This is a genomic window from Parasphingorhabdus sp. (genome assembly GCF_039982415.1).
GTDB lineage: Bacteria > Pseudomonadota > Alphaproteobacteria > Sphingomonadales > Sphingomonadaceae > Parasphingorhabdus.
The window spans coordinates 222,279-240,346 of record NZ_JBDWYL010000011.1; the positions used below are offsets into that span (position 1 = coordinate 222,279).

General features: G+C 51.2%; 12 protein-coding genes. 10 read left to right on the forward strand and 2 right to left on the reverse strand.

Annotated elements, in window-relative coordinates; all coding sequences use genetic code 11:
• Positions 1 to 145 precede the first annotated feature (145 nt).
• The 6 genes from ABJU74_RS15275 to ABJU74_RS15300 all read left to right on the forward strand — a co-directional run bounded on the left by ABJU74_RS15275 (position 146) and on the right by ABJU74_RS15300 (position 13,229).
• On the forward strand, positions 146 to 1,792 hold the full coding sequence (locus ABJU74_RS15275) for an acetolactate synthase large subunit (protein WP_348385301.1): 1,647 nt from the start codon (positions 146 to 148) through the stop codon (positions 1,790 to 1,792).
• Between the two features lie 11 nt (positions 1,793 to 1,803).
• Complete coding sequence (locus ABJU74_RS15280; RefSeq protein ID WP_348385300.1) at positions 1,804 to 3,240, forward strand: aldehyde dehydrogenase family protein; 1,437 nt, start codon at positions 1,804 to 1,806, stop codon at positions 3,238 to 3,240.
• A 259-nt stretch (positions 3,241 to 3,499) separates the two neighbouring features.
• Positions 3,500 to 4,900 (forward strand): multiheme c-type cytochrome, encoded by a 1,401-nt coding sequence (locus ABJU74_RS15285; protein ID WP_348385614.1) that lies wholly within the window; start codon positions 3,500 to 3,502, stop codon positions 4,898 to 4,900.
• Positions 4,900 to 6,900 (forward strand): heme-binding protein, encoded by a 2,001-nt coding sequence (locus ABJU74_RS15290; protein WP_348385299.1) that lies wholly within the window; start codon positions 4,900 to 4,902, stop codon positions 6,898 to 6,900. Before ABJU74_RS15285 ends, ABJU74_RS15290 begins: the two co-directional genes overlap by 1 nt.
• A 4-nt stretch (positions 6,901 to 6,904) precedes the next feature.
• The gene (locus ABJU74_RS15295; protein ID WP_348385298.1) at positions 6,905 to 9,040 is read left to right on the forward strand and encodes a hypothetical protein; all 2,136 of its coding nucleotides are present in this window, start codon (positions 6,905 to 6,907) and stop codon (positions 9,038 to 9,040) included.
• A gap of 103 nt (positions 9,041 to 9,143) precedes the next feature.
• Entirely contained in the window at positions 9,144 to 13,229 is a 4,086-nt protein-coding gene (locus ABJU74_RS15300; RefSeq protein WP_348385613.1) for a hypothetical protein, read from the forward strand.
• A 139-nt stretch (positions 13,230 to 13,368) separates the two neighbouring features.
• Here the strand turns inward: ABJU74_RS15300 and ABJU74_RS15305 are convergent, their stop codons facing one another.
• Complete coding sequence (locus ABJU74_RS15305; RefSeq protein WP_348422858.1) at positions 13,369 to 13,776, reverse strand: glycine zipper 2TM domain-containing protein; 408 nt, start codon at positions 13,774 to 13,776, stop codon at positions 13,369 to 13,371.
• 262 nt (positions 13,777 to 14,038) lie between these two features.
• Between ABJU74_RS15305 and ABJU74_RS15310 the strand changes: the two genes are divergently transcribed.
• Both ABJU74_RS15310 and ABJU74_RS15315 read left to right on the forward strand, forming a co-directional pair.
• The gene (locus ABJU74_RS15310; RefSeq protein ID WP_348385296.1) at positions 14,039 to 14,815 is read left to right on the forward strand and encodes an SDR family oxidoreductase; all 777 of its coding nucleotides are present in this window, start codon (positions 14,039 to 14,041) and stop codon (positions 14,813 to 14,815) included.
• Positions 14,816 to 15,308: 493 nt separating this feature from the next.
• Positions 15,309 to 15,431 (forward strand): hypothetical protein, encoded by a 123-nt coding sequence (locus tag ABJU74_RS15315; protein WP_348385295.1) that lies wholly within the window; start codon positions 15,309 to 15,311, stop codon positions 15,429 to 15,431.
• Positions 15,432 to 15,626: 195 nt separating this feature from the next.
• Here the strand turns inward: ABJU74_RS15315 and ABJU74_RS15320 are convergent, their stop codons facing one another.
• Positions 15,627 to 16,199 (reverse strand): hypothetical protein, encoded by a 573-nt coding sequence (locus ABJU74_RS15320; RefSeq protein WP_348385294.1) that lies wholly within the window; start codon positions 16,197 to 16,199, stop codon positions 15,627 to 15,629.
• Positions 16,200 to 16,491: 292 nt separating this feature from the next.
• Here ABJU74_RS15320 and ABJU74_RS15325 point away from each other — a divergent pair, with 292 nt between their 5' ends.
• Positions 16,492 to 17,334 carry a hypothetical protein gene (locus ABJU74_RS15325; protein ID WP_348385293.1) on the forward strand — a complete coding sequence of 281 codons (843 nt, stop codon included), beginning with the start codon at positions 16,492 to 16,494 and terminating at the stop codon, positions 17,332 to 17,334.
• A 296-nt stretch (positions 17,335 to 17,630) separates the two neighbouring features.
• Entirely contained in the window at positions 17,631 to 18,032 is a 402-nt protein-coding gene (locus ABJU74_RS15330) for a hypothetical protein (RefSeq protein ID WP_348385292.1), read from the forward strand.
• The last annotated feature ends 36 nt before the right edge of the window (positions 18,033 to 18,068 follow it).

Consider the following 18,068-nt stretch of genomic DNA (forward strand, 5'->3'; position numbering starts at 1 on the left):
TTGAGGCGTGACACGCCCGTAAATTTAACTTATCAACCAAGGGCATAGGGTAGGGATGAGTCTTTTTCTGGAGGGGAAAAATCATTCCGGGGTCGTTGCCATTTCTTGAGCAAATTCCGATCATCAGGATCGGGGAAGGACCCACATGACCAAAGCTTCTGATTTATTCGTCCAATGTCTTGAAAATGAAGGCGTGGAATATTTATTTGGCGTTCCAGGCGAAGAAAATCTCGATATGCTCGACAGCTTATCGCGCTCCAAAAAAATCGAACTGATCCTGACACGGCATGAACAAGGCGCTGGCTTTATGGCCGCGACCTATGCCCGCCACACTGGGAAAACCGGTGTCTGCATGGCCACATTGGGACCCGGCGCGACCAATCTGGTGACGGCAGCAGCCTACGCCCAGCTTGGCGGCATGCCGATCCTGATGGTCACGGGGCAAAAACCGATTAAGAAATCCAAACAGGGCCGCTTTCAAATTCTCGACGTTGTTGACATGATGGGCCCGATTACAAAGTTTACCCACCAGCTGGCGTCGGCCGACAATATTCCGAGCCGGGTCCGCGAAGCGATTCGATTGGCCGAAGAAGAAAAGCCTGGTGCCAGCCATATTGAGTTTCCCGAAGACGTGGCGGATGAACAAACGGATTCGACGCCGATTACGCCCAGCCTCTCTCGGCGCCCGGTTGCGGAAGCCAAAGCGGTTCGTGCGGCTACCAAGAAAATCGAGAATGCAAAATCTCCGATCATTGTCATCGGCGGAGGTGCCAACCGCACAACCACTGGCCGGATGCTGACGCAATTTATTGAGAAAACCGGCATTCCCTTTGTGACAACTCAATTGGGCAAAGGCGTCGTCGATGAAACCAACAAAGAATTTATGGGTTGCGCGGCTCTATCTGCCAATGACTTTGTCCATAGCGCGATCGAGTCTGCCGATTTGATCATCAATGTTGGCCATGACGTCATCGAAAAACCGCCATTTTTCATGCATGACGGCGGCACCGAAGTGATCCACGTCTCCATGAATACAGCGGAAGTCGATCCTGTCTATTTCCCGCAAATTGAAGTTATCGGCGATATTGGCAATGCGATCTGGCAGATGAAGGAAGATATTGTTCCGTCCGGGTCGTGGAATTTTGACCATATGTACAAAGCGCGTGCTGCCGAAGAAGAGCATACGGCATCGATGGACGATGATATGCGTTGTCCTATCTATCCGCCGCATCTCGTTAAAGTGGTGCGAGATCAAATGCCGGCTGATGGTATTATTTGCCTCGATAACGGCGTGTATAAAATTTGGTTCGCCCGCAATTATAAGGCGCGTCAAGCCAATACGGTATTGCTCGACAATGCACTTGCAACAATGGGTGCAGGTTTGCCCTCCGCCATGGCTTCGGCAATGGTTTATCCCGATCGCAAAGTCATGGCAATTTGCGGCGATGGGGGCTTCATGATGAACAGCCAGGAAATGGAAACCGCTGTTCGTTTGAAACTCAATCTCACAGTCCTCATCCTCAACGATAGTAGCTATGGCATGATCCGTTGGAAACAGGCCAATATGGGCTTCAAAGATTGGGGTTTGACTTACGGAAATCCTGATTTTGTGAAATATGCGGAAAGCTATGGCGCGCATGGACATCGCATCACCAGCGCGAAAAACCTTGAGGAAACAATTGACAAATGCCTCAACAGCGAAGGCGTGCATCTAATCGATTGCCCGGTGGACTATTCCGACAATGATCGTATCCTCAACGTCGAGATCAAGGACCTCAGCGCACAGATTTAAGAGGATAAATCATGACCAAATTAAAAGACGTTTATCCGCTTTATCTCAACAATGTCGCTGCACAGCCCAATGAAGATTTGGCTGTCACTGACAAGTTCACCAATGAAGTGGCTTTTCGGACCGCGTTGGCAACGCCGGATGTTATCGAAGAAGCGATTGCCGGTGCGGTTGCAGCAGCTGAACCCATGGCGCGCATGGCGAGTTACGAACGGCAAAATATACTACAGCATTGCGTGAGCCGGTTCACAGAGAGATTTGATGAACTGGCTTATTCGCTTTGCGTAGAGGCCGGAAAGCCGATTAAAGATGCCGAAGGTGAAGTCGGCCGATTAATTGATACTTTTCGCATTGCTGCAGAAGAAGCGACAAGAAATTACGGCGAAGTGCAACCGCTTGACATTTCCGAGCGCGCCAAGGGCTATCAAGGCATGTGGAAGCGCGTGCCTATTGGCCCTTGCAGCTTTATCTCACCGTTTAACTTCCCGCTCAATCTGGCTGCCCATAAAATCGCGCCTGCAATAGCTGTCGGCTGCCCGTTCGTCATGAAACCTGCCTCAAAGACACCGCTCGGAGCAATCATCATGGGCGAAGTTCTGGCGGAAACGGATTTGCCGAAAGGTGCCTTTTCGATTTTGCCGGCTAGTCGCGATGGCGCCGACTTATTCACCGTCGACGAACGCTTGAAGCTGTTATCCTTTACCGGATCACCTGGCGTTGGTTGGGATCTGAAAGCAAAAGCCGGCAAAAAACCCGTCATTCTTGAACTCGGCGGCAATGCTGCGGTCATCGTGGATCATGATGCAGATCTCGACGACGCGTTGGAGCGGATCATATTCGGCGCTTTCTACCAATCTGGTCAAAGTTGCATCGGCGTTCAAAGAATTATCATCCACGAAGCGGTCTATGATCAGTTTAAAGATATGTTGGTCGCCAAAACCAAGACGTTGATCGCGGGTGATCCAAAGGACCGGAACACCTTTATCGGTCCCATGATATCAGAAGGCGAAGCAACGCGCCTCCACGGTTGGATCGAAGACGCAGTCGCCGGCGGAGCCACGCTTTTATGCGGCGGCAATCGCACCGGAAATATGTTAGAGGCAACCTTGCTCGAAAATGTCGACAGCGATGCCGCTGCAAATCGTGAAGAAGCGTTCGGCCCATTAGCATTATTGTCGAAATTTTCTGATTTCGATGCAGCGCTTGATGAAGTTAACGATAGCAAATTCGGATTGCAGGCCGGAATATTCACCCGAGATCTGTTCAAAACCTTGGATGCATGGGATCGCCTCGATGTCGGCGGCGTCGTGATTAACGACGTGTCATCCTATCGTGTTGACAATATGCCTTATGGTGGCGTGAAGGATAGTGGACTAGGCCGAGAAGGTATCCGATTTGCAATGGAAGACATGACCGAAATTCGCAATTTGGTTATTCGTCGGAAACTGTAAGGCGAAACGAATCACAATTGAAGCAATAGCCATGGGTACAAATGCGCCACGACACAGTGGTATATTAGCAACGATTGACGGAAGAAAAGGTCACAAATAGTGATGCAAGTCACAGATAAAGCACAATTTTTTAGAATATTTATCATTGATTGAGATGGCAAAGCCGCATAATATAATGATGTAAACATGGTTAACGACTAGGGTCGCGTCGGGCTTAAAGAGGGACCTGATCTCCAGATCAGGAAGGGCAACGATGCAAATGGGGAAAAATCTTTCGTGGAAACGCAGCTGGTCAATACTGGCCGCTAGCCTTTTCTGTTTTGCGCTTGCCGGCGTAGCCTTGTTCATTTCTTCCGTCGCCACCCCCGCTCCCGTTGAAGCCGCACAAGATTTATCTGCTGGAACACATTTGGGCGTCGCCTCTTGCGGCGGCACCACATGCCATGGACGCCAAGAAGCAGATGGTGAGGTTGTTCGCCAGGACGAGCTCATGCGCTGGCAAGAAGAATCGACCCCGGGCGGAGCGCATAGCCGCGCCTTTAGAGTGCTTCGGGAACCGCGCAGCATCGCAATTGCAAAACGTTTGGGCATAAAGGACGCTGCATCTTCGCAAGAATGTCTGGGATGCCACAGCACTCCCGCGACGAAAAAAGGCCCCCGTTTCCAGGCCAATGACGGAGTGGGATGCGAAGCTTGCCATGGCCCCTCATCGGGCTGGCTTTCCGCGCACTATGCCGTCGGCGCAAACCATGCCAAGAATGTTTCATTGGGCTTAGCTCCGCTCGACAATCCTAAAGTTCGGGCCAGCACTTGTCTCGACTGCCATTTCGGAAGTGCGAAAAGCGGGCAATTTGTCGATCACCGCATCATGGCCGCCGGTCACCCTAGAATTTCGTTTGAACTCGATCTTTTCTCAACCCTGCAACAGCATCATGATGAAGATGTCGACTATGTCCGGCGCAAAGGAAAAACCAATGCGGTGCGTTTCTGGGCTGTGGGTCAATCGATGGCGCTCGAACGGTCCCTCAATCTTTTTTCCAAGCCAGCGCTCGCTCAAGAAGGGTTGTTCCCCGAATTTTATTTTTATGATTGCCACAGTTGCCACCGGCGAATTTACGATGACGCCTCGGCAAGGCCCACTTCGATCAACAATCCCGGCCGACCAATTCCAGAAGGCATGCCGCCTTATAATGATGAGAATATGATCATGTTGAGTGCAGCGATCAAAGTCGCCGCTCCGGATTTGGCAGGTCAATTTGATGCGCGATCCAAAGCGTTTCACAAAGCCATGGGCCAAGGCCGTGGTCCCGCGGTTCAAGCCGCGGCGCGGCTGAGACAGACCGCAACAGCGCTTGCAGATCGCTTTTCTCGCGCCAATTTTGACAGAGAACAAACATTCCGGATCATGGAAACCATAGCCGGCCAAGCAATATCCCCGCGCTTTACTGACTATGAAGGCAGTGTCCAAGCGGTCATGGCGATTGATACTTTGCTCAACGGGCTGGTGAATAATGGCCAAGTCAGTGAAGCCGCAGCTTCCAGCCTGCGCGGGCAGATTAACGTCGCCTATAAAGCCGTGGACGAACCCAATAGTTATAAACCGCTGCAATTTCGAAGGGCGCTCGGAAGTGCAGTCAGAACAATAAGGGCATTGCGTTAATGCGGAAATTTCGTGTCACCGCTGCAATTTCAGCAGCTGCATTGATCCTGAGCTCCTGCGGGGGCGGGGGTGGAAGCAATGATTTTGGCGGTGATCCTTCTCCGAGCCCGGCACCCGCTCCCACGCCCACACCCTCCCCCGTTGATGGGACTGGCGGGGCCTTTACACCGCCCGCTCAGGAATCACTCACCATCACAGAGGTGCAAACCATTATTGCGCAAGCCGTGGGCGAAGCAACTGCCCGCAATTTGCCTTCCCGCATTGCAGTCGTTGATCGGGTCGGCAATGTTTTAGCCGTTTTCCGGATGAACGGCGCACCGGCGACAGCAACCACCAGCATCGCCACTCCTAATGGCCCCAATCCAACCCCCGTGGACGCGCAAGGCGTAGAATTTCCGGCCGAAGCCGGCGCGATCGCTAAAGCCATTACCGGCGCCTATCTTTCAAGCGCTGGCAATGCCTTTTCAAGCCGCACCGCCAGTCAAATTGTCCAGCAGCATTTTCCGCCCGCCCCGACAACCGGAGGGCTAGAAAGCGGCCCGCTTTTTGGCGTTCAGTTTAGTCAATTGCCATGTTCCGATCTCAATTCCCGGTTTCTGCCCGGCGGGGGTCAAATGGCTCTTATCGGACCGAAAAGATCTCCCCTCGGCTTGGCGGCTGATCCTGGTGGACTGCCGCTGTATAAAAATGGGGTGGTCGTCGGAGCCATTGGCGTCATGGGTGATGGCGACTACGGTTTTGATGACAATATTCTCGATATCGACGTCGATGATGAAGAAGCCATTGCATTGGCCGGGATTCAAGGATTTGCACCTCCTGCCTCGATCACTGCCAATCGCATATCTGTCGATGGCACGACGCTCCGGTTTAGCGATATGACGGTGAGTGATTTATCCCCCCTACAAAGCAATTTTGCTGCAATTAACGGCGGCGCTGGCGCATTGGTTCCCGTCACCGGCTATAGTGATGGTACCATCATCGCCGGTTCCGCCTACGGAACCGAAACATCGGGTATCAGAGCATCAACAGCAGCTGAATTTCGAAATCGAGATGCCTTCGTCCTGACGGATGGAACCGGTAGCAATCGCTTCCCGGTCCGCGCGGCGACCGATGGAGCGAACGTGGCTAATCCGATTACCAGTGCAGAAGCCACCGCAATATTGGAAGAAGCGTTTATTGTAATGAGCCGCGCACGTGCGCAAATCCGCCAACCGCTAGACAGCCGCGCTCAAGTGTCCATTTCTTTGGTGGATACGCACGGCGAAATATTGGGCATTGTCCGTTCTCCTGATGCACCGATTTTCGGCACGGATGTCTCCTTGCAAAAAGCCCGCACAGCATCATTTTTCTCCAATAGTGTGGCAGCCGCTGATCTCGCGGGCAATCCTGACGGCGACGTCGCAGCCTTTGTCGGCCGAGTGAGAAGTTTTTTAAATGACCCCAATGCGCTGACCGGAACAGTTGCGTTTGCTGACCGGTCTGGCGGCAATTTGGCGCGCCCGTTTTTTCCAGACGGTGAACTGGGTCGCCCTCATGGACCATTGTCACGGCCTATTGATCAATTTAATCCGTTCGCAACAGGGCTACAGGTGGCTCTTACAATTGGGAATATTGCCGGTCATTTGAACTTTGTATCAGGTGTCTCCGCTACCGACACGCCGATGCGATGCACCAATAGTCCAGATGCAGCCCCAGGTCAGAATCGTCTTGAAAATGGCATTCAGATTTTTCCTGGCAGCGTCCCGGTATATCGAGGCGATCAGCTTATTGGCGGCCTGGGCGTATCAGGAGACGGCATTGATCAGGATGATATGATCAGTTTTCTCGGACTTCACAATGCCGGTTTAAGAGTGGGTGGTATTGGCAATGCACCGCAGGCCATCCGGGCTGATAATGTGGTTGTCGATCTGGGAGATGCGCAAGTGCGTTTGCGTTACATAAACTGCCCCTTTGCTCCGTTCCTTGATACCGACGAGCAAAATGTTTGCGAGGGGCTATAGCCTAGTGTCCGGCGTCACTTCCTCCTTTTTGCCCTTCATGGCGGTCATGTCTGGTCAAGCAGAACAGCTTGAAACCCAGCGTGCGTCGGTTGAAGAAATGGAAGCTTCGCTCAATGCATTGTTAGCCAGCGATCAATTTGACTGGATGCGGGTTGAGAACTCAGAATTTGATCTCGCCCGCGATATTGTGCCCTCCACATTGGGAGATCTGGCGCCGGATCAGAATATGCTGGCCATTAGCGCGCCTTCTGGCGATGCGGATACGACATCCGTAGGCAGTGCAGATCCGGTTGAAGCAGAAGAACCCATTGAAACCATCGCAGCTGAACCGCAGCAATTGGAAATGGATTTTGATGGATTGGAGGCTGATGAAGCCTTGATCGATGGCCGGCGGCGCCCCGGCGTACCCAAAGAATTGCCCGATCGCATCATCCAGAACAATCCTGGAGCCATCAGCGCGCCTCCCCCGGAAGCCTTTCCTACGGATGAATTTCCGGTGCCCGATCGCTGGCGTATCCTGCAAACTTTATGCCCGCAAAAAGGCGGTGATCAGTCGATTTTCAAGGTATTTGGTGCGTTAAAAAACAATTGTAGCAATACGTCCAACCCTTACGCGCAAAACGTACTCAAAGGTGACAAGCCGATACCGGAAGATAAGAAACCGTCTTTCCTGAAAGGCGACGATTGGTTTTTTGTCGTCAACGCGATCTCGGACACTGTCATCGAACCGCGCAGTTTCCCGATACCTGTTGGCGTACAGACAACCGAACGCTCAAACAGCATCGACGTGTTTGGACGGTCTGGTTCGGAAGTTTATGCCCAAACCTTCATTACCGGCTTTGCGCTCATCAAAGGATCTACCGCCTATAAGCCGCCTGATGTCGAATATCGGCTGACGCTGGCAACGCAGATTAACCACGTGAATGTTCCCGAACGCCGCGTCTTGTTTGTAGAGCCATCAAAAACATCCAATCGGACCGATTATTTTGTTGGCGTTCAAGAAGCCTTTTTTGACTATCATATCCGCAATACATCAGCGCGTTATGACTTTGACAGTTTCCGCATCGGTATCCAGCCGATGCAGGCTGATTTCCGTGGTTTTCTTTTCCAGGACAACCAATTGGGATTTCGTCTGTTTGGAACGCGTGACAATAACCGCGTGCAATATAATCTGGGTGCCTTTCTTCAGCTTGAAAAAGACACCAATAGCGGCCTCAATGATATTTTTCAGACGCCGCGGGAGAGCTATATTTTCTTCGCTAATCTCTATCGGCAGGATTTGCCCTTTGTCGGTCTGACTAGCCAGTTCAGCGTGACCTATAATATGAATCGCGAAAAGAGCGATATCGAGATTGATGATAATGGTTTTCCGGTCCGACCCGCCTTGATTGGCGATTTGCGTGGGCGGGCTTATGATGTGGTCTATCCTGGTTATGCGGTGGATGGTCGGATTGGCCGGATCAATGTCACCGGACAACTTTATGGGGCCTTTGGCGAAGATCGCAACAGCATATTCACGAGTGAACCAGCAAAAATAGCCGCCTATTTTGCAGCTGCTGAGGCCAGCTATGATGTTGATTTCCTAAGGTTTCGAGCCTCGGGCCTGTTCGCCAGTGGCGACGGAAATCCATATAATAACACTGAAGCGGGCTTTGACTCTATTTTTGAAAATCCCATTTTTGCTGGCGCGGATACCAGCTATTGGATCCGGCAAACCATCCCCTTTGCTGGCGGTGGTCGCGCGATCAGCATCAACGGCCGCAATGGTATTCTCAATTCGCTCCGGTCATCAAAGGAACAAGGTCAAAGCAACTTCAACAATCCCGGTACGATATTAGCCGGTGTCGGAGTTGATGCGGATTTGACTCCCGATTTTCGCTTGTCGGCCAATGCCAATCATTTGTGGTTTCACAAAACCGAGAGTCTCGAAGCCTTAAGGGTGGAAGGCTCGATCCCCAAAGATATTGGTTGGGACTTGTCAGCCGCCGCTATTTACCGTCCTCGGGCAACCCAAAATCTCGTTTTCCGTCTGTCGGGAGCAGCGTTGCTCCCCGGCGATGGTTTTGAAGATTTGTTCGACCAAACGGACAAACGTGATTTCCATTATTCCATTCTTTTCAACGCAATATTGGCCTTCTGATATGCAAGTTCCTCACGCTTCTTCATCATCCATATCACATGCCATGCATATGATACGAGCGATGATCGCGCTTATTTTCGCGATAATGCTGCTGACCATGGGAATGTCCCCGGCTTTGGCCGCGGGCAAAGAGAAGCCGCAAAAAATTGACTATCGATTCACACCGCCCGCGCCGCAAAACCAGACATGGGACGCCGCCAATTCCAAAAGCAGCGGTTGCGTTTCTTGCCACACCGATAGCGATCAAAAGACCATGCACGAAACCCCCGCAGTCGTGCTTGGCTGCGTAGATTGCCACGGCGGCGATGCGAGCATTACCGGGGACAACACATGGGGTAAGAAAAGCCCGCAATATATGCACGCGCTCAAAAAAGCGCATGTTTTGCCTAAATATCCCGAAAGCTGGCATTGGCCATCTTCTGCCAATCCCAAGCGCAGCTACACATTACTGAACAAAGAATCTCCGGAATTTGTTCGCTTCGTTAATCCTTCTGACTATCGCGTCGCTCGCGAGGCCTGTGGCGCCTGTCATATGGAGATTATCGAAGCATCGGAGCGCTCGCTCATGGCCACAGGCGCCATGCTGTGGGGCGGAGCCGCTTATAATAACGGCATTGTTCCGTTTAAAAATTACATCTTCGGTGAAGCCTATACCCGCAAGGGATTGCCTGCGACGATCAAATCACCAGGCAATCCGCACGGCACGGTTACTGAAGAGCAAAAGGCCCGGGGCGCCTTGCCGATATTATATCCATTGCCCACATGGCATACCATTCCGCCAGGCGATGTTTTCCGCGTCTTTGAACGCGGCGGCAGAAATGTTAACACCCAATTTCCGGAGATCGGCTTGCCGAATATTGGCGGTATTATTCAGCGTCTGGAAGAGCCGGGCCGCCCTGACCTTAAACAATCCAATCGCGGTCCAGGCACAGGCTTGCGCGTCGCCATTCCCGCGCTCAATATTCACAAAACCCGGCTCAATGATCCGTTTACCTGGTTCATGGGAACCAATGACCAACCAGGCGATTATCGGCAATCAGGTTGTGCCAGTTGTCACGTTGTCTATGCTAATGACCGGGAACCGCGACACAGTTTGATCTGGGCCAAATATGGTCGTGATGGTCAAACCCAAACTAACGACCCTACCATTCGCAATCTGAAAGAAGGCGAACATCGCACCGGCAGCTATGGTACCTATGATGCCGCTCTGAGTAAAAAGGGCAAATATAAAAAGAAAACGGCGGATTATCATAAATCGGCCAGCGATGACAAAGAACATGACGGCAAGTATGATGGCGATATTGATCCTGCGCTAAGGGAAAAAGGCCATCCGATTCAACACGCCTTCACCCGAGCCATTCCAACCGCACAGTGCATGAACTGCCACATGCACCAGCCCAATATCTTCCTCAACAGCTTCTTGGGCTATACCATGTGGGACTATGAATCCGATGCGCCGCTGATGTGGCCGGGCCCCGACAACACCACGCCCAAGCCTGAGGGAATGAGCGAAGAAGAATATATTAAAACTTACAAGCAGCAGAAATTCCCTGATGCGGAAGAAGTCCGCAAAATCCTCGATCGCAATCCCGAAGCCGCATCTCCCAAAGGCCTGTGGGGAGACTTGGACTTCTTGCGCAATGTCTATGACCTCAACAGTGAAGCCAAAGACACGCAATTTGCGGACTATCATGGCCATGGCTGGAACTTCCGGGCCATTCTCAAACGCGATCGTGCGGGCAATTTGCTCGATGAAAAAGGCGATATTGTCGACAATGACGATCCGGAAAAATTCCGCCGAAAAGAAGAAGAAAAATTTGTCGAACCTGGCATTAATCCAGGAAAATCCGTCCATATGATGAGTATTCACGCCGAAGTGGGCATGCAATGCGCTGATTGTCATTTTGCCCAGGACAGTCACGGCAATGGTTTAATCTACGGCGAAGTGGCCAATGCCGTAGAGATTAATTGCAAAGACTGTCACGGCACAGCTGATGCCTATCCCACTTTGATGACCTCTAATCTGGCCGCGCGTCCCAAAGGCAAAAATCTCGCATTGTTGCGCAACGCTGATGGACAGCGCCGGTTTGAATGGATGCAAGATGAAAAGGGCAACCGAGTCCTGATTCAGCGCTCGATTGTCGATCCTAAAATTAGCTGGCGCGTCAGTCTGGTCAAAGATAGCGTCGATCGCGGCCATCCGGATTTCAATCAAAAATCCGCGCGCGCAAAACTCATGTCCAAGGCCGGAGCAGAGACCGGGAAATTTACCTTTGGTAGCGGCGTTCCAGCAGCAGATCGGGCTCATAAAGATGAGAATATGGTCTGCTTCACCTGCCATCTCAGTTGGACAACAAGCTGCGGCGGTTGCCATTTACCGATTGAAGCAAACTGGCAAGCTGAAAGCCATAAATATGAAGGCGGCACGACCCGCAACTATGCCACGTATAATCCTCAGGTTGCCCGCGATCAGATGTTCCAGCTCGGTCGTCACCAGACAACCAAAGGCAGCATCATTGCTCCGGTTCGGTCTACATCGGCCTTGATCTTGTCTTCGACAAATATCAACCGCGAGCGGATCTATGTCCAACAACCGCCAATCTCAGCCATTGGTTTTTCCAGCCAAGCCTTTGCGCCCCATTTTCCGCATACGGTCAGGAAAACAGAAACCAAACAATGTTCAGACTGCCACCTCAGCCAAGCCAACGACAATAATGCAATCATGTCCCAACTGCTCTTGCAAGGCACGAATTTTGTGAACTTTGTTGGTTTGCATGCCTGGGTGGGATTGGAAAAAGGTTTTGAAGCCGTACGCGTAACCGAGTGGGATGAGCCCCAAGCGGTTATCGGTTCATATCTGCAAAAATATGCCTATCCCGATTATTGGCGCATGCATGTCGAAGATAATGGACGCGAATTGATCAATTGGGTTCGCGGTGAACGGCTCGATGACAATTTCTCCGGTGAAACAAAAGCCCTCGAAGAATTTGCTAATGTTGTTCAAGGCACTGGAGACAGCGTGCGCTGCTTACAACTGCGCGGCGAATATATGTTTGTCGCGGAAGGCAAAGGCGGATTCCGCGCCTATGACGTCGCCTCCATCGGCAATAAGGGCTTTTCCGAACGCATAGTCAAAGCGCCTTTCTCTTCGATTGGCCATGACACGCATGTCGATACCAAAAACGCAACCTGTATGGCGCTGTCCACCAATCAGCCCATTGCTCCAGAACGCAACACAGCCGAATTGAGAGAAATTAACGAGGAACAGTCTTTCCATCCCATCTATAATTATGCGGTTATTACCGACAGCGAAGAAGGATTGATCCTTGTCGATGTCAACACCTTGGCCGATGGTGAGTTTCGCAATAACTTTTTCAAACGGGCGGTGACCTGGAATGCAGATGGCGTGCTTGATGGCGCCAGACATATTACGCTGGCGGGTCACTATGCTTATATTACGGCCGATAGCGGCTTGGTTGTTATCGATCTCAATGATCCGTTGAAACCCAAGCATATTGTCACGAAGCCGCTTACCGATGCCCGCGCATCAGCTCTCCAATTCCGCTATATCTGGGTGACCGATGCTGAAGGCGTGAAGCTGTTCAACATTACCGATATGGAAAACCCAATAGCGGTAGAATCTGGGAATATACCACTTAACAACGCCCGGCGCCTCTATCTCGCGCGGACCTTTGCTTATATCGCAGCCAAAGACGAAGGACTGGTCATTGCCGATATCACCAAGCCTGAAACACCGGTCATCTATCGGAAAGAGACATTTGACGGTCAGATGAACGATGCAGAAGATGTTATTGTCGGCTCAACCAATGCGACATTATTTGCTTATGTTGCGGATGGCAGAAACGGACTGAAAGTCATCCAACTGACTTCACCGGACAGCCAGCCCAATTATTACGGTTTTTCGCCCCCGCCCAAACCAGAGCTTATCGCCTTTGCGCGCACACCGAAACCGGCTTTGGCCTTATCTAAGGGATTGGATCGCGACCGGGCGGTTGATGAAACTGGCGGACAAATGGCTGTTTTCGGCCGGCTAGGCTCGCGGCCATTTAGCCGCAGTGAAATGCAGCGCTTCTATCTCAACAGCAAAGGCAATCCCTATTTCGTCTCAGATGATGTCGACCTGTCCGACTGGGTAGGCGAGGTACCACCTTTGTTGGCGCGGCGTTAGCGCAGATCTCAGATAAAAAACGGGGACCGAAGCTTGCCGCCACGGTCCCCTTTCCTCTTTACCTTACACGAGGAATGTTTGGCCCTTATGCTGCATCCATCAAGATAAGGGCGTATCATATACTGTCTTCCGGCTTGGCCTAGCAATTACCGTCAATTGCCCGACCAGCCAAAGCACCGACAGCGCCGCCAATAATCGTGCCTTCGGTCTTATTGCCGCGGCGGGAAACTTCATTGCCTAATAGACCGCCTGCGATTGCACCGATAATGGTTCCGCCGGTCCCGCGATCACATCCCCGATAACGCCGACGGTCGTTCCGATAACGGCGCTTCTCCCGATAATAACGGCGATCACGGCGATCATAATAGCGATCATCCCTGTAGTAATCACCGCGGCGATACCTGCGACGATCGTCACCAATTTTTTGATAATAGCCATCGCTATAACCTTGATGATATCCACCGCGCGCTTCAGCTGGAGTGGCGAATGCCATCGCTGAAACAGCGGCAGCGGTGACGGCGAATGTTCCTAAAACCTTGTTAATCATTTTCTCTACTCCAAATGGGATCATCTTGATCCGACTCATTTCATGCCCGACAAAAATGGTTCTAGGCGCCGGCAATTGACCAATGGCTGAATGTTGATTTTATCTGAGGTTCATGTTTATGGCCTTTTATATGAACAATCAGAGTATTTTCTATATTTTTCAGACGATTAACCGCTAATTGCTTTATCCCTAGTCTTTTGAATGATTGATCCCATGGCCGACGATCGATAGCGGTGAACGCAAGACAATTCGGGAGAGTAACATGCAACTCAAAGGTAAAACTGCAGCCATCACGGGCGGCACAGCCGGTATCGGCCGCGGAATAGCAGAGGCCTTTTTGGCAGAAGGCGCCAATGTCGCGCTAATGGCGCGCAATCCTAAAAAAGGTGCTCAGTTGCTCAAAGAATGGGATGTCGGTGAGCGCGCTACATTTTTTGCAGGTGATGTTATGAGCCAAGAATCGGTTGAAGGCTTTATCGACCAAACCATCGCAAATTTCGGTACCGTAGATATCCTCGTCAATAATGCCGGCGGCGCCGGTGCATTGGCGCCCTTGGTCGATCTTACCGATGAAGCGTTTGACGAGGCGATGAAGTGGAACATCTATGCGACATTCTGGGCAACGAGGCGCGCATTGAAACCGATGATTGCCCAAAAGTCTGGCCGCATCATTAATATAAGTTCCACCGAAGGCAAAATGGGCAAGCCGACATTTGCGCCTTATACAATTGCCAAACATGGCATTAACGGAATGACCAAGGCCGTCGCGCATGAAGTCGGCACTATGGGTATCACTGTTAATTCTATTTGCCCGGGCCTAGTGCTTACCGACCTAATACTCGACAATGGCCCCACCACCGCTGCGGGACTGGGTATGACATTTGAAGAAATGATCGACATGTTCTCTCAGGAAAGCGCATTGAAGCGCCCCAATACCGTGCAGGAAGTGGCGGCCATGGCGCTACTGCTGGCATCTGATGCCGGCGCTGGCATTACCGGTGCCATGTTAAGCGTCGATGGCGGGACCGCCCAATATTAGCACCGCTACCCGCAACAAAGACAAACGAGACCGCCGTCTCTTTTGAAATAGTCTCATAAGTTGAGAGCCGCCATTTGGGCATTTTTTGCACTCGGCCATGTGGCGGAACCCTTCGGCCATGCATGGACCAGGGACAAATCATTCATTCCGCCAATGTTGTAAAACTAATAGTTGGTTTTTTTTACCAACTTTCAGCTTAGCACAATTGGTCCTTATGTCGCAAAATTATCTATGTAATTGATATTATTGCTTTTTATAAAACTGGCACGCCCTGTGCAAAGCTAGGGACATCTTCGCAAATCAATTTGTGAAAGACCAAATTCAAACCAAGGGAATTAAAAATGACAAACGTAAATATCCAAAATCAAGTTGTTGCAGCCTTCGCCGCTCTTTTCTCAGCCGCTGTTTTAATCAGCGCAAGTGTCGGACCAGCTGTTCAAAACACCGCTTCTTTCATCGCTTAATCACAAACCCCAAATTTCAGGAAAATATCATGACCAATACATTTCAAACACAAGCCGTCGCAGCCTTTGCCGCTCTTTTCTCTGCCGCTGTTCTGATCAGCGCAAGTGTCGGACCAGCTGTTCAAAACATCGCTGCCTTCACTGTTTCATAAATTACCATCTCAACCCAAAAGGACCTATCATGCCCCGTAATATCTCAACCCAAATCTCCGCCGCCATTGCCGCCATTATCTGTTCCGCCATTTTCATCGGCGCCAGTATTGTTCCAGCGACACAAAATGCCGCATCTGCAATTATCTAATTTCAAAGACATCCCCATTGTCGAGGCTTTCAGCCCAATCCTTTGCCTAACGACAAGCTTTCAAAAAACCCTTTAGCGCTTTTCCAGATCCCGCTAGTCCGATGCTGAACTTACTGTCATCCATATCCATATAGGCCCGCCGACCGGCCGCCAGCGCTGAAAATAGCGGATGATCAATCGGCAGATGAAATTGCGGCATAAAATAACGCTCCCCCTCCAACATCACTGATCGCATTGGCGCCGCCCGTTTCAAGGCTAGGCGATCATCGACCCGGATGGTCAATTGGACATAGTCCCCTTCCCCTTTATATTCTGGAGAGGCGACGATCAGATGGGCAACAATAACACGACCATGATCAGCCCGTTCGCAAACCATAGCCCACAGCTGATTATCCGTTCGCGGAACTTCAAAAGCAAGAACCGGCGGATCGCTGGCCGAATTGAAAATCCACTGCATTCCCGATGCAGATCCGATATCGGGATAATCCTTGAGACTGGCAACCGCCACTCGGCCGCCTTTCCCTTCCGCATTATCCATCGGCGCGGATAGCGCCGCCTGTCCCGCAACAGCCAATGCCCCAACCATGAGCATAGCGCAGCAAAGATATTTTATTCCCATCAGCACCTATTCCCATTGCACAGAAATTTCATCCCGCTCAGACTGAATCAGATGCATGGAGAGAGCGGGCAAGACAAGCGTGCCACTTGCCTGTTTCGGCCAATGGGTGAAAAGAATGTTACACGCGAAAAATTTTGAGTTTACGAACCAAGACACAAGAACAGACCGAAAGACATGCTCATCTCAACAATCTTAAACGTCTGACAAATAAACAGATAATTGCATTTTTTGCTTGAGATTTAGTCCCAAATTTGCTCGATTTGAAGAACAAGTTTTTGGGGGAGTAAATTACATGTCACAAATTTCAAAACTATCCGCGACGGTCACAGCCGCGATTTTCCTAACCAGCCCGGCACTGGCGCAGGAAACGGCTGCGCCTGTCGATACCGCCGATCCACAAGCCGTTCCAGCGGCCGAACCCGAGCCGGCTGTCTTAACCTCAGAAACTGATGCGACAATAGAACCGGCAGCAGAAGTTGCGGAACCGGTCTACAAAACAGCAGCCGATGGCTCTGTATGTGAGCTGCATGTTTGGCCGACCGAAAATTATCTCGGCATCAACACCGGCCTCTTGTCGGGCTTTGGCATTGTCGGCGCCATTGCGGATCAAGCCAGCCATAAAAACCGCGTCGCGACGGTAAAGGATTTGATGAAAGATTATCTTGGTCCCGACGTGCAGATGGCCGAGCTCAACCGGATTGGCATTACCGAAACGCTGAAGCTGGATGGCTATAAAATAATTGTTCAAGAGCCAACCCCGTTTAACGAGGATGCCAAAAATGATCCGGAGTTAAAGGCCAAGATTAAGGCGATGAACAAGACCATCAAAGCCAAGAAACGGCTGACCGATTCCACCGCGCCTTGCTATGCAGAGCTGACCACCACCCATATTTTCTATCACAAAGCGATGATGTACGGCAGCAACCTGTTCACCGGTTGGGTCTATCGCGAATTTGATGGGGAAACCCAAACCAAAATTGGCAAGGGTCAGGTGAAAAACCCACTCGAATATTTCCCTCCGAAAACCGAAGAGGATATCGAAAAAGCGCAAGTAGAATTGCGCGATGCCTATTCCAAGGATTTCACCGAATATGTCGAGAAGAAAGTGTTTAAGGTAAGACGCAAGAGGCGGTGAGTTTGAACGCGTGATGGGGTAGTGGCAGATTAAACATTCCCTCCGCCCCTTTACTTTATTTTCAAATGATACTATCTGCCGCGCTTCAAACAATTGAGGTGTATGATGTTTTTTCGCACATATTTCGCACCTCCGCCCTCCTGCTAAGCAGAGCCAGACCCTTTCACTAGGGTTTGCTCTCCATAGGGGCGCGGAAGGCCCCTGACTCAGGACCCGCAGACAATGTCTGACGGTTTCTTTCCCTTTGCAATTTCTATTTTCGGTCCAGCGGAGCGCAGGGCCGGGAGGGTTTATATATGTATGTGCGATTTGTTTCGCCGCTTCATGCTGGTAACCGCACCGGCGCTTATGGCTTGTTTCGCGGGGCCATGTGGGTGGTTTATGAAGAAGACACGCCGGCTTGCTTGCGCGACGCCGTCGAGCTGGAACTGGATTGGTTCAACGAGCATTTGCCAAGGCCGCGCTATAGCGATTTCGAGATTCGGTCGCGCAAGCGCTGGTATCGGGATGGCATTTGCTGGTTTCGCGATGATGCGCGGGAGATGATTGCCCGTGCCTTTGTGCTGGCGGCTTTGCTGCGCGATTGCGGTGTGAACATTGCTAAGCTGGCAACGGATCGTCCGGGACAGATTATGTACCACGACGATTATCAGATAATCGCCAAACCAGCGGCAGAAACGCCGGTGGAATGGTTTTGATCAAGCCCCTCTCCTTCAGGGGAGGGGAAAAAAACA

Excerpts from the sequence above, each read along its gene's own strand:
- ABJU74_RS15285 (WP_348385614.1), top strand. The coding sequence starts at position 3,500 with ATGGGGAAAAATCTTTCGTGGAAACGCAGCTGGTCAATACTGGCCGCT.
- ABJU74_RS15300 (WP_348385613.1), top strand. The coding sequence starts at position 9,144 with ATGTCCCCGGCTTTGGCCGCGGGCAAAGAGAAGCCGCAAAAAATTGAC.
- ABJU74_RS15310 (WP_348385296.1), top strand. The coding sequence starts at position 14,039 with ATGCAACTCAAAGGTAAAACTGCAGCCATCACGGGCGGCACAGCCGGT.
- ABJU74_RS15280 (WP_348385300.1), top strand. The coding sequence starts at position 1,804 with ATGACCAAATTAAAAGACGTTTATCCGCTTTATCTCAACAATGTCGCT.
- ABJU74_RS15320 (WP_348385294.1), bottom strand. The coding sequence starts at position 16,199 with ATGGGAATAAAATATCTTTGCTGCGCTATGCTCATGGTTGGGGCATTG.
- ABJU74_RS15305 (WP_348422858.1), bottom strand. The coding sequence starts at position 13,776 with ATGATTAACAAGGTTTTAGGAACATTCGCCGTCACCGCTGCCGCTGTT.
- ABJU74_RS15275 (WP_348385301.1), top strand. The coding sequence starts at position 146 with ATGACCAAAGCTTCTGATTTATTCGTCCAATGTCTTGAAAATGAAGGC.
- ABJU74_RS15325 (WP_348385293.1), top strand. The coding sequence starts at position 16,492 with ATGTCACAAATTTCAAAACTATCCGCGACGGTCACAGCCGCGATTTTC.
- ABJU74_RS15315 (WP_348385295.1), top strand. The coding sequence starts at position 15,309 with ATGACCAATACATTTCAAACACAAGCCGTCGCAGCCTTTGCCGCTCTT.
- ABJU74_RS15330 (WP_348385292.1), top strand. The coding sequence starts at position 17,631 with ATGTATGTGCGATTTGTTTCGCCGCTTCATGCTGGTAACCGCACCGGC.
- ABJU74_RS15290 (WP_348385299.1), top strand. The coding sequence starts at position 4,900 with ATGCGGAAATTTCGTGTCACCGCTGCAATTTCAGCAGCTGCATTGATC.